General features: G+C 54.5%; 11 protein-coding genes. 3 read left to right on the top strand and 8 right to left on the bottom strand.

Going from position 1 to position 11,193, the window contains the following annotated elements; genetic code table 11:
- Positions 1-124: 124 nt before the first annotated feature.
- On the bottom strand, positions 125-796 hold the full coding sequence (locus IM271_RS14125) for a glutathione S-transferase family protein (RefSeq protein WP_049137624.1): 672 nt from the start codon (positions 794-796) through the stop codon (positions 125-127).
- A gap of 287 nt (positions 797-1,083) precedes the next feature.
- Positions 1,084-1,542: a redox-sensitive transcriptional activator SoxR gene (gene soxR, locus IM271_RS14120; protein ID WP_023331806.1), complete on the bottom strand. Its 459-nt coding sequence runs from the start codon at positions 1,540-1,542 to the stop codon at positions 1,084-1,086.
- A gap of 98 nt (positions 1,543-1,640) precedes the next feature.
- On the opposite strand from soxR, the gene soxS reads away from it, so the two are divergent.
- Complete coding sequence (soxS, locus tag IM271_RS14115; RefSeq protein ID WP_008503387.1) at positions 1,641-1,967, top strand: superoxide response transcriptional regulator SoxS; 327 nt, start codon at positions 1,641-1,643, stop codon at positions 1,965-1,967.
- 6 nt (positions 1,968-1,973) lie between these two features.
- On the opposite strand, the gene IM271_RS14110 is transcribed toward soxS, so the two are convergent.
- Positions 1,974-3,539 carry an EAL domain-containing protein gene (locus tag IM271_RS14110; protein ID WP_193052762.1) on the bottom strand — a complete coding sequence of 522 codons (1,566 nt, stop codon included), beginning with the start codon at positions 3,537-3,539 and terminating at the stop codon, positions 1,974-1,976.
- A gap of 656 nt (positions 3,540-4,195) precedes the next feature.
- On the opposite strand from IM271_RS14110, the gene IM271_RS14105 reads away from it, so the two are divergent.
- Positions 4,196-4,477: a YjcB family protein gene (locus IM271_RS14105; protein WP_028015176.1), complete on the top strand. Its 282-nt coding sequence runs from the start codon at positions 4,196-4,198 to the stop codon at positions 4,475-4,477.
- A gap of 60 nt (positions 4,478-4,537) precedes the next feature.
- On the opposite strand, the gene ssb1 is transcribed toward IM271_RS14105, so the two are convergent.
- Positions 4,538-5,068: a single-stranded DNA-binding protein SSB1 gene (ssb1, locus tag IM271_RS14100; protein ID WP_193052761.1), complete on the bottom strand. Its 531-nt coding sequence runs from the start codon at positions 5,066-5,068 to the stop codon at positions 4,538-4,540.
- A gap of 251 nt (positions 5,069-5,319) precedes the next feature.
- Here ssb1 and uvrA point away from each other — a divergent pair, with 251 nt between their 5' ends.
- On the top strand, positions 5,320-8,142 hold the full coding sequence (gene uvrA / locus IM271_RS14095) for an excinuclease ABC subunit UvrA (protein WP_028015175.1): 2,823 nt from the start codon (positions 5,320-5,322) through the stop codon (positions 8,140-8,142).
- Positions 8,143-8,145: 3 nt separating this feature from the next.
- On the opposite strand, the gene IM271_RS14090 is transcribed toward uvrA, so the two are convergent.
- The 4 genes from IM271_RS14090 to tyrB all read right to left on the bottom strand — a co-directional run bounded on the left by IM271_RS14090 (position 8,146) and on the right by tyrB (position 11,156).
- Positions 8,146-8,499, bottom strand: a complete 354-nt coding sequence (locus tag IM271_RS14090; protein WP_028015174.1) for an MmcQ/YjbR family DNA-binding protein — start codon at positions 8,497-8,499, stop codon at positions 8,146-8,148.
- A gap of 2 nt (positions 8,500-8,501) precedes the next feature.
- A complete protein-coding gene (locus IM271_RS14085) occupies positions 8,502-8,918 on the bottom strand; it encodes a secondary thiamine-phosphate synthase enzyme YjbQ (protein ID WP_041911536.1) in 417 nt (138 codons plus the stop codon).
- 112 nt (positions 8,919-9,030) lie between these two features.
- Positions 9,031-9,744 (bottom strand): acid phosphatase AphA, encoded by a 714-nt coding sequence (aphA, locus tag IM271_RS14080; protein ID WP_041911537.1) that lies wholly within the window; start codon positions 9,742-9,744, stop codon positions 9,031-9,033.
- A 218-nt stretch (positions 9,745-9,962) separates the two neighbouring features.
- Positions 9,963-11,156: an aromatic amino acid transaminase gene (gene tyrB / locus IM271_RS14075; RefSeq protein ID WP_045260940.1), complete on the bottom strand. Its 1,194-nt coding sequence runs from the start codon at positions 11,154-11,156 to the stop codon at positions 9,963-9,965.
- Positions 11,157-11,193: the final 37 nt, after the last annotated feature.

Genomic DNA, 11,193 nt, shown 5'->3' with positions numbered 1-11,193 from the left:
TCCAGCCTAATACCCGCCCTTTTCAACTGAACTTTATCGTTTTTCGCTAAAATTCACTTATGACGATGAAGAAATAAACAGAGGATGCGCAAACGTTATCGTCTATGCGCAATTTGTTTACATTTCAATCCTCGCCCGGGATCGTTAACGGGCCACCTTGTTGCAGGGTTCTTTGCCAGCCAGGACTCGTTTCCACTTTTTGCTTCCATGCCTGAATATGCGGCAGATTAGCAATGCCGCCGCGCGCCAGCAGGGCAAAGAGGGGGAAGCTCATCTGAATGTCGGCCATGCTTAACGTCTCTCCGGCAAACCAGCTGTTTTTAGCAAGATGTGAGTCAATAAAGCGCGCATGGGTCTCCAGCTGGGGGTTGAGATACGCTTTCTGTACCCCCTGCCCCAGCGCCTTGCCCAGCGTTCGGATGCCAAACGGCACGGGCGGCTTGCCCAGGCTGCTGAAGACCAGCTTCATGAGCAGCAGCGGCATCAGCGACCCTTCTGCGTAATGCAGCCAGAAGCGGTATTGCACCTTATGCGCGGGGTCTAAAGGCTTCAGCCGCGATTCGGCATCATAGGTTTCCTGCAGATACTCCAGAATGGCGCCTGACTCCGCAAGGATCAGCCCGTTATCTTCAATGACCGGCGATTTGCCCAACGGATGCACCTTTTTGAGGGAATCGGGTGCCAGCATGTTCTTTTCGCGCTGGTAGTGAACAATCTCATAAGGCAGGGCGAGCTCTTCCAGCGCCCAGATCACGCGGTGCGAGCGCGACTGGTTAAGGTGATGTACCGTGAGCATGATTTTCTCCTGTTATTCATACTTTTTAACTATAGAAAATCGAACAACACCGCGAAAAAATTTCGTCTAAAAAACGGCTAGCGCGGCTGGCGAAAATACGGGTCTTGCATAGAATTAAAGTGTCAGCACAATCCGGAACCTCCCCAACCAGCTCGACACGAGGGGTGCTGATGTCGGGGGAAGCCCTCCCGTGAACCAGCGGGATAGAGAGAAAGACAAAGACCGGGAAAAACTAAAGCGCCCTTAGTGGCGCTTTAGTTCTTTATTATGCTTTTTGCCGCAAGAACTTAATCCTCCTCCAGCAGCCGCGCCCCGGTCCCCTGCTCGCCCAGCCTGTCGCCAGGGTTACGTAGCGGGCAGTCGCTACGGGACAGGCAGCCGCAGCCGATACAGCCGTCCAGCTCGTCACGCAGCGCCACCAGCGTGTGGATACGCCTGTCCAGCTCTTCACGCCACTGGGACGAAAGCTCTTTCCACTCTTTCGGGCTAAGCGTGTGCCCTTCCGGCAACACGCCGAATGCCTCACCGATCGTCGCCAGGGGAATGCCGATGCGTTGCGCAATTTTGATAATCGCCACGTAGCGGAGCACGTCACGGGTATAGCGGCGCTGGTTTCCACCGTTACGGATGCTTTTAATTAACCCTTTGCTTTCATAAAAGTGGAGCGCCGATACCGCTACACCGCTTCGCTTTGCCACTTCGCCGGGGGTTAACAGCGCTTTAATGCGCGGCAATCTCTTTTCCATAAAACCTCTTTACCTCAAGTTAACTTGAGGAATTATACTCCCCCGCAGAGAAAACGACGAATCAACCGAGAAAGTTGTATCTACAGAGGGGCAACCTTATGTCGCATCAGCAAATTATTCAGACACTTATTGAATGGATTGACGATCATATCGACCAACCGTTGAACATTGATGTGGTCGCAAAAAAATCGGGCTATTCGAAATGGTATTTACAGAGAATGTTCCGTACGGTCATGCACCAGACGCTGGGGGAGTACATTCGTCAGCGCAGGCTCCTGCTGGCGGCGCAGGCGTTACGCTCAACGCAGCGGCCGATTTTTGATATCGCGATGGATCTTGGCTATGTCTCGCAACAAACCTTTTCCCGTGTGTTTCGCCGCGAGTTTGACCGTACGCCGAGCGATTATCGCCACCAGTTGAATTAATGCATATCAGTGCAAAGGTTGCTGCTGCCAGGTCATAAACTCCTGGGGCGGCATCGCTTTCGCGAAGTGCCATCCCTGACAGAACTCAACGCCGCGCTTCAACAGCCAGCTCACCTGCTCAGCCGTCTCAACCCCTTCCGCAATGGTTTTAAGCCGCAGGCTTTGCGCCATCTCGATAATATGCTCGGCGATCAGGTGGCTGGTACTGTTAGTGGTTAAGGTGTCGATAAACGATTTATCGATTTTCAGAATATCCACGTTCAACGAGTAGAGGTTGTGCAGGTTGGAATAACCGGTCCCGAAATCATCGATCGCCACTTCATAGCCCGCCTGACGGAAGGCCTGAATCACCGGCGTGGTTTTTGGCACATCGATAAAGCCGCGCTCCGTCACTTCAATTTTAATTTGCTGGGCGCGTACGGCGTAGTGCCGGGCCTTGTCAGAAATCATGGCGATCAGCCGCGAGGAGTGGAAGTCCGTGGCCGACAGGTTGATCGAAATATAGAGATGCGGATGCGCCGCCAGGAAATGGCCCAGATCGCTGAATACCTCCTCAACGACATAATCCGTGATCCGCTCGCTCATTCCCTCTTTTTCCGCAAGCGGAATAAACTCAGCCGGGCTCATTACCTGCCCATTAAAACCAGGCCAGCGCAACAGCGCCTCTGCCCCCACACACTGGTTGTTCTTGATATCAATAATCGGCTGATAGTGCACACAAAGCTGGCGCTTGTTCAGCGCCCGGTGCAGTAAGCGCCCCGGCGAATTAAGCTCACGATGGGTACGGGACCACACCAGCAAAATAATAATGCTGCAGATCATTCCCAGCGGTAGCGTCAACGTCGCCTGGTGATAGAGCGTTTCATAAAAACGTTTATCTGACGTCGACACGATGGCGGCAATAGGCCGATTTGTCGATTTCACGACGGTATAGAAACGGTTATCTTTTTGAAATACCGATTCCTTATCCTGAATCATCGAATTTAATAAAGTCGCATTGGCTTTCTGGCTTACGGAAAAGAAGGCATTAGTTACCGTGTCGTATACCCCCCATGCGAGGGAATGATCGGTAGACATCACTTCACTGTAAGAAAGCGGATTGACCACCACGACATAATTTCCGCGCTGCATATATGTCATTTTATAGCCAGTATAAAATGGCGTATCGCGAAAATAATAGATAGCAACGTCAGGTTTACGCGTGTAATTAGCGACCGGAATGACGTAGGGTTGATCCGGTGTAAAAACGGTCGAACAAAGAAAATTCTGACCTTCAGCATAAATTAAATCGGCGACAAACAGGCGGCCACGAACAACGTTCAACATATATTGACGATGTTTCGGCGTACAACGTTCACCCCGATATTTTTCTGCCTCGCCCCTGGCCAGTTCAACTTGTTGAATAACCAGTTCTGTTTTGTCTAAAGCCAGTTCAGCAAATGTCCGTAGCTGAGCGCTCGTTTCCGACTCGGCTCGTAGCTGGGCAAACCATAGAGCAAGCATCACCGGCAGCATAACTACCATGATGATCCCTACCACTCTGAGCATTTTGCGCCGCGCGCTACGATTCATTTCCCGCCCTATATCCCTGCATGTTGTACGCCTGTAGTAATGAAGGCCGGATGCTTTGTTAAACAGGTGATTACGTTGCATGAATCATGCGAAGTTAGCAACTGACTTTTAGTATTAAAAATCTTAAATTTCGTTATGACGATAATATTTTCCCGTAAGCTAAACTGTAAGTATTCGTTCCGTTTTAATTAAGGAAAATAATTATCCATCGCGTACGGGAGGTTTGAAGAGAACACAACAGAGGATCGCTGATTAAGCAAAACTTCTGGCGGCATGAAAAAAGTACAACACCAACGTGACGTTTCATCCTATTTATGCGGGTATATTTTGTTCGTTGTTTTATAAATAAACAGACATCACCACAATATTATCAGAAAATAATGCGCCCCCTAAAAACGGCACGGCTGGCCGTCTCTCTGCCTCCAGATGCTCTTCCCCACTTACCCGACGGGATTACCTCAGCGCGTTGTGGATCCGCCTCCCCCTGTGCGAAGGCGGTCCCGAACCGCATGCTCTTTTTTTCGGGTAATAAAATCCCCTTTTTTGGCTACGCAGACACTGGCGAATAAATCAACAAATGTGATATAGTTCACACATATTGTGTAACGAGAAACACTGTTTCATTCAGTTCGTCTGTTTTGTAGAGGATGGGTTTTATGGCAACCATTACTACCAGCATGGTTCTCCTGCGCTGGCCCTTGTTGAGCGCGGTTTTGATGTTTTTAGCCAGCACGCTGAACATTCAGTTTCGTAAATCCGACTACGCGGGTCTTGCCGTCATAAGTACCCTGTTAGGGCTTGGCGCGGCCTGCTGGTTCGCAACGGGCCTGCTGGGCATTACCCTGCTGGATATGGCCGCGGTCTGGGAAAATATAAAAGTGGTGATGGTTGAGGCGATGAACCACACCCCACCAGACTGGCCGATGGTGATTACCTGATCCCTTCAGCAATAAAAAAACCCAGACGATGTCTGGGTTTTTTGTTTTAGCATCCGTTGATCAGAACGGGATATCGTCGTCGAAGTCCATTGGCGGTTCGTTAGACGGAGCAGGAGTAGACTGCTGCTGCGGACGAGACTGCGCGCCGCCGCTGAACTGGTTGCCGCCCTGCGGCTGCTGAGGCTGACCCCAACCGCCCTGCTGCTGGTTCTGACCGCCACCTGCCGGTGCGCCACCGCCCTGACGGCCACCCAGCATTTGCATGGTACCGCCCACGTTCACCACCACTTCCGTGGTGTATTTTTCCTGACCGGATTGGTCGGTCCATTTGCGGGTACGCAGCTGGCCTTCGATATAGACCTGAGAACCTTTACGCAGATACTCACCGGCTACTTCTGCCAGTTTGCCAAACAGCACAACGCGGTGCCATTCGGTCTGCTCTTTCATTTCACCGGTCGCTTTATCACGCCAGGATTCGGAAGTAGCCAGCGTAATGTTGGCAACTGCGCCACCACTCGGCATGTAGCGTACTTCCGGGTCCTGGCCCAGATTACCGACGAGAATCACCTTGTTTACGCCTCTGCTGGCCATGTTCGTGTCTCCTGAATACGTTTCTTAATAGTGTAAACGCGCGAGTGTACCATTTCCATGCTGCACTTTGATAGTTGCGTAGCACGTTCCAGAGTTCTCTCGCGAACTCAACATTGTTACACAGTGAATCAGAAAATGCATTCCAATACTGTATATTCAAACAGGTCATTTTGTGTCATAATTAGCCGTTTCTGACAGCCGTTTGTCCTTCAAACAAACCAGGCAATCCGTGTTCCAACCGGGAAAGGTGAATGGATAAGATCGAAGTTCGGGGCGCCCGCACCCATAATCTCAAGAATATCAACCTCATAATCCCTCGCGACAAACTCATCGTCGTGACCGGGCTTTCGGGGTCTGGCAAATCCTCACTGGCTTTCGACACCTTGTATGCCGAAGGACAGCGTCGTTACGTCGAATCACTTTCTGCGTACGCGCGTCAGTTCCTGTCGCTGATGGAAAAACCGGATGTCGATCATATTGAAGGGTTATCGCCTGCTATCTCTATTGAGCAGAAGTCTACCTCGCATAACCCGCGTTCAACGGTCGGTACCATTACCGAAATCCATGACTACCTGCGTCTGCTGTATGCCCGCGTGGGTGAGCCGCGCTGCCCGGACCACGATGTCCCGCTGGCGGCACAGACCGTGAGCCAGATGGTGGATAACGTGCTGTCGCAGCCGGAAGGCAAACGCCTGATGCTGCTGGCACCGATCATCAAAGAGCGTAAAGGCGAGCACACCAAAACGCTGGAGAACCTGGCAAGCCAGGGCTATATCCGCGCCCGTATCGACGGCGAAGTGTGTGACCTGTCCGATCCGCCAAAGCTTGAGCTGCAAAAGAAACACACCATCGAAGTGGTGATTGACCGCTTTAAGGTGCGTGACGATCTCGCCACGCGTCTGGCTGAATCCTTTGAAACCGCGCTGGAACTCTCTGGCGGCACGGCCGTGGTCTCCGACATGGACGACCCGAAAGCGGAAGAGCTGCTCTTCTCCGCCAACTTCGCCTGCCCGATTTGCGGCTACAGCATGCGCGAGCTGGAACCGCGCCTGTTCTCGTTCAACAACCCGGCGGGCGCGTGCCCGACCTGTGATGGTCTGGGCGTGCAGCAGTATTTCGATCCGGATCGCGTGATCCAGAACCCCGAGCTGTCGCTCGCGGGCGGTGCGATTCGCGGCTGGGATAAGCGTAACTTCTACTACTTCCAGATGCTGAAGTCGCTGGCGGAGCACTACAAATTCGACGTTGAAGCGCCGTGGGCGACCCTGAGCCCGAACGTGCACAAAGTGATCCTGTTCGGTTCCGGCAAAGAGAACATAGAGTTCAAATATATGAACGATCGCGGCGATACCTCCGTGCGTCGCCACCCGTTCGAAGGGGTGCTGCACAATATGGAGCGCCGCTACAAAGAGACCGAATCCAGCGCGGTGCGCGAGGAGCTGGCGAAGTTCATCAGCAATCGCTCCTGCGCCACCTGCGAGGGCACGCGTCTGCGTCGCGAAGCGCGCCACGTGTTTGTGGAAAACACGGCGCTGCCGACCATCTCAGACATGAGCATCGGCCACGCAATGGACTTCTTCAATAACCTGAAGCTTTCCGGCCAGCGTGCGAAAATCGCCGAAAAAGTGCTGAAAGAGATCGGCGATCGCCTCAAGTTCCTCGTGAACGTTGGCCTGAACTACCTGACGCTTTCCCGCTCGGCAGAAACGCTCTCCGGCGGTGAAGCCCAGCGTATCCGTCTGGCGAGCCAGATTGGCGCGGGCTTAGTCGGCGTGATGTACGTGCTGGATGAACCGTCCATCGGCCTGCACCAGCGCGACAACGAGCGTCTGCTCGGCACGCTGATCCACCTGCGCAATCTCGGCAACACGGTAATCGTGGTGGAGCACGACGAAGACGCAATTCGCGCCGCAGACCACGTGATCGACATCGGCCCGGGCGCGGGCGTGCACGGCGGCCAGGTGGTGGCGGAAGGTACGCTGAAGGACATTATGGCGGTGCCCGAGTCGCTGACCGGCCAGTACATGAGCGGCAAGCGCAAAATTGAAGTGCCAAAACAGCGCGTCGCGGCGAACCCGGAAAAAGTGCTGAAGCTCACAGGGGCGCGCGGCAACAACCTGAAGGACGTCACCCTGACGCTGCCGGTTGGCCTGTTTACCTGCATTACCGGCGTGTCCGGTTCCGGTAAATCGACGCTGATCAACGATACGCTGTTCCCGATTGCGCAGACGGCGCTGAACGGCGCGACGCTGGCCGAGCCTGCACCGTACCGCGATATTCAGGGGCTGGAGCATTTCGACAAGGTTATCGACATCGACCAGAGCCCGATTGGCCGTACGCCGCGTTCCAACCCGGCGACCTATACCGGCGTCTTCACGCCCGTACGTGAACTCTTCGCCGGCGTACCGGAAGCGCGTTCGCGCGGGTATACGCCAGGACGTTTCAGCTTTAACGTGCGCGGCGGCCGCTGTGAAGCGTGCCAAGGCGACGGCGTGATCAAGGTTGAGATGCACTTCCTGCCGGATATCTACGTGCCGTGCGACCAGTGCAAAGGCAAGCGCTATAACCGCGAAACGCTGGAGATTAAATACAAAGGCAAGACCATCCACGAAGTGCTGGACATGACCATCGAAGAGGCGCGCGAGTTCTTTGACGCCGTCCCTGCGCTGGCGCGTAAGCTGCAGACGCTGATGGACGTAGGCCTGACCTACATTCGCCTGGGGCAGTCAGCAACAACCCTGTCCGGCGGTGAGGCGCAGCGCGTGAAGCTGGCGCGCGAGCTGTCCAAGCGTGGTACCGGCCAGACGCTCTACATTCTGGATGAGCCGACCACTGGCCTGCACTTTGCGGATATCCAGCAGTTGCTTGAGGTGCTGCATCAGCTGCGCGATCAGGGCAACACGATTGTGGTCATCGAACATAATCTTGACGTGATTAAAACCGCGGACTGGATTGTCGATCTCGGCCCGGAAGGCGGCAGCGGCGGGGGTGAAATCCTCGTCTCCGGTACGCCAGAGACCGTTGCAGAGTGCGAAGCCTCGCACACCGCGCGCTTCCTTAAACCGTTGTTGTAATTGTTACACGGAGAGCTGCTGTCGGGTCGCTTCCGGCAGCAGCTCAACTGCCTGCTTGTAGGACGCATCCACCAGATAGTAAATTTGCGAGCCGGGCAGCGAGCCGTCCAGATAAACGGTACTCCAGTGCGCCTTATTGAGGTGCTGGCTCGGCCTCACATCATCATGCTGCTGACGTAATAGATCCGCCAGTTCCGGGCTGGTTTTCAGCGACGCCGCCGGGCGCCCTTCAACCTCTTTCACCATCGCAAACAGCACGTCTCCCACTTTGATCTGCGTGGCTTTCCAGTCGCTGTGAACGCTTTGTTCCGCGCCAGGCTTGCTCATGCAGTACTGAAGTATCTCCGAAATTGTCATCTTTATTCCCCTTGTAGCGTTGCGATAATTTTACGCGAACCACCGTGAATGCGATGTTCTCCCAGCCAGATCCCTTGCCACGTGCCCAGCATTAGCCGCCCGTTATGAACCGGCAGCATCAGCGATACGCCCAGCAGAGAAGATTTGATATGCGAAGGCATGTCATCTGCGCCTTCATAATCGTGCTCGTAGGGGGCGTTGTCCGGAACCGTCTTCAGGAAATGGTGTTCCATATCAGACCGGACGGTAGGGTCGCAATTTTCATTAAGCGTGAGGGAGGCTGACGTGTGCTGAAGCAGCAGATGCAGTAAACCCGTTTTGACGCGCGACAGGTCGCGGAGTTGCCCGATGACTTCGTCCGTCACAAGGTGAAATCCGCGGGGTTTAGCGCTTAAGGTCAGGGTCTGTTGATACCACATGAGCTGCTCCGTTCTGAAAGATGAATCTTTCTAAGTGTGCAGCAAGAAGGCGAAAGGTAAAACCCGCAGCGGCGGATTTGTTCAAAAAAGAATCAAACCCGCCGCTCAAGAACTAATACTCGGAGTTAACAATCACCTCCTCGCCAAACTTGCCTGCCATCGGCAGCGGTCGATAGGTCGAGTTAGAGGCACGCAGCACCCGGATCGCTCTGGCTCCCACATCCTGCGCCGCGGTAATGTCGTTATCCGAATCACCGTAGAACACTTTGATGTTTTTCTGCTCCAGCCACTGGGTTTTGGTGTTTTGTCCCTCTTTATCACCGGCAAAAATGACCGGATTCATGCTGGCTGCCGGGATCTGAAAATCGTCCTGCAGGGTTTTGGAGACGGTCTCCGTTTTGGTCTGGCTACGGCCGGTGACAAAGTAAATGCTGTCGCCGCGCTTAACGTGCATGGCGATCAGCGCGCGGGCCACCTCTTTCGGAATGCTGAACTCATCCCAGCCGTTATTCATTTTTTCCCAGAACTCCGGGTTCTTCAGATACGCTTCGCTGTCCGGAGAATACGTTTTCTTGCCACGCCAGAAGCCTGGGCTCGAGAACAGCACGGTATCGTCAATGTCGAAGCCCACGGCCATTGGCGGGCGGCCCATCAGGCTGTTTTCGATTTGGGCCACGGAAACCCAGTGAATGGGTGCCTGCTCGGCAAGGATGGCGGCGGTGGTGCCGGTGTAAAGCGGCGTCGGTGCGGAAGCTCGCGCGACGACGGCGCTATTAAGCGAGAACAATAAGCAGGCGGCGCTGAGCGCCAGTGTGATCTTGCGCATATTTTCCCCTGAATATTCAGTTTGTTATCTTTATATTTTGAGTGGATGGTCAAAAATCTATCCGACCATAACCCCGGAGGGAGGGGAAGGAAAGGAGTTTTTACTTATAAAGATGAATAAAAAGAAGACGATCACAAAGTGCCGGGGGACGTGTTTATGCGGTCTGATGCCCTCACCCCAGCCCTCTCCCACGGGGAGAGGGCTGGGTTAGTGAGCATTTACATTACAGCAGCAAACGCCTGCGCCACGCGCTGGACGTTGCCGGCATTCAGGCCCGCCACGCACATACGGCCGCTGGCGATCAGGTAGACACCGAACTCGTCACGCAGGCGATCGACCTGTGCCGCGCTCAGTCCGGTATAGCTGAACATCCCGCGCTGCTTGAGCAGATAGTCGAAGTTATGCCCCGGCACCGCCTCTTTCAGCACGTTAACAAGTTCCTGACGCATCGACAGAATGCGCTTGCGCATCGCTTCCACTTCCGCAAGCCAGGTGGCTTTCAGCTGTTCGTCGCCCAGAACGGTCGCCACCACCTGCGCACCAAAGTTCGGCGGGCTGGAGTAAATACGGCGGACCGTCGCTTTCAGTTGGCCGAGAACGCGCCCCGCGGCTTCGGCGTCTTCACACACCACGGACAGACCGCCAACGCGCTCGCCGTAGAGAGAGAAGATTTTTGAGAAGGAGTTGCTGACCAGCGCTGGCAGCCCGGCGCTGGCAACGGCGCGGATGGCGTAAGCATCTTCTTCCATGCCCGCGCCAAAGCCCTGATAGGCGATGTCGAGGAACGGGATCAGGTTACGTGCCTTCAGCACCTCGATCACCGCATCCCACTGGGCATTGGTGAGGTCCGCCCCGGTCGGGTTATGGCAGCATGGGTGCAGCAGCACGATGCTGCGCGCCGGCAGGGTGTTCAGTTTTTCCAGCAGCGCTTCGACGCGCACGCCGTTGGTTTCGCTGTCGAACCACGGATAGGTCTCGACCTTAAAGCCCGCACCTTCAAAGATGGCCACGTGGTTTTCCCACGTCGGGTCGCTGACCCACACGCCGGAATCCGGGAAATATTTTTTCAGGAAATCTGCGCCTACCTTCAGCGCACCCGAGCCGCCCAGCGTCTGGATAGTCGCCACGCGCTTTTGCGCGAGCACCGCGTGGTCCGCACCAAACAGCAGCGGCGCAATCGTATTACGGTAGGTGTTTAACCCTTCCATCGGCAAATAAAGCGAAGCACCGTGCGGGGTTGCGTTAAGACGTGCTTCGGCTTCGGCAACGGCTTTCAGTTGAGGAATGATGCCGTCCTCGTTGTAATAAAGACCAATGCTGAGGTTCACTTTATCGCTGCGAGGATCTTCTTTGAAACGCTCCATCAAGGAGAGAATAGGGTCGCCGGCGTAGGCGTCTACTTTCTGAAACACGCGATGTTCTCCGGATTATTATGAGGCAGGGTTTTCA

The organism is Enterobacter cloacae complex sp. I3, assembly GCF_014896175.1.
GTDB classification, from domain to species: Bacteria; Pseudomonadota; Gammaproteobacteria; order Enterobacterales; family Enterobacteriaceae; genus Enterobacter; species Enterobacter bugandensis.
The sequence above is the reverse complement of the archived record's forward strand: the minus strand, read 5'-3'. Positions and strand labels throughout refer to the sequence as shown.

Excerpts from the sequence above, each read along its gene's own strand:
- ssb1 (WP_193052761.1), bottom strand. The coding sequence starts at position 5,068 with ATGGCCAGCAGAGGCGTAAACAAGGTGATTCTCGTCGGTAATCTGGGC.
- soxS (WP_008503387.1), top strand. The coding sequence starts at position 1,641 with ATGTCGCATCAGCAAATTATTCAGACACTTATTGAATGGATTGACGAT.
- soxR (WP_023331806.1), bottom strand. The coding sequence starts at position 1,542 with ATGGAAAAGAGATTGCCGCGCATTAAAGCGCTGTTAACCCCCGGCGAA.
- IM271_RS14090 (WP_028015174.1), bottom strand. The coding sequence starts at position 8,499 with ATGACAATTTCGGAGATACTTCAGTACTGCATGAGCAAGCCTGGCGCG.
- IM271_RS14085 (WP_041911536.1), bottom strand. The coding sequence starts at position 8,918 with ATGTGGTATCAACAGACCCTGACCTTAAGCGCTAAACCCCGCGGATTT.
- uvrA (WP_028015175.1), top strand. The coding sequence starts at position 5,320 with ATGGATAAGATCGAAGTTCGGGGCGCCCGCACCCATAATCTCAAGAAT.
- IM271_RS14110 (WP_193052762.1), bottom strand. The coding sequence starts at position 3,539 with ATGAATCGTAGCGCGCGGCGCAAAATGCTCAGAGTGGTAGGGATCATC.
- IM271_RS14125 (WP_049137624.1), bottom strand. The coding sequence starts at position 796 with ATGCTCACGGTACATCACCTTAACCAGTCGCGCTCGCACCGCGTGATC.
- IM271_RS14105 (WP_028015176.1), top strand. The coding sequence starts at position 4,196 with ATGGCAACCATTACTACCAGCATGGTTCTCCTGCGCTGGCCCTTGTTG.
- aphA (WP_041911537.1), bottom strand. The coding sequence starts at position 9,744 with ATGCGCAAGATCACACTGGCGCTCAGCGCCGCCTGCTTATTGTTCTCG.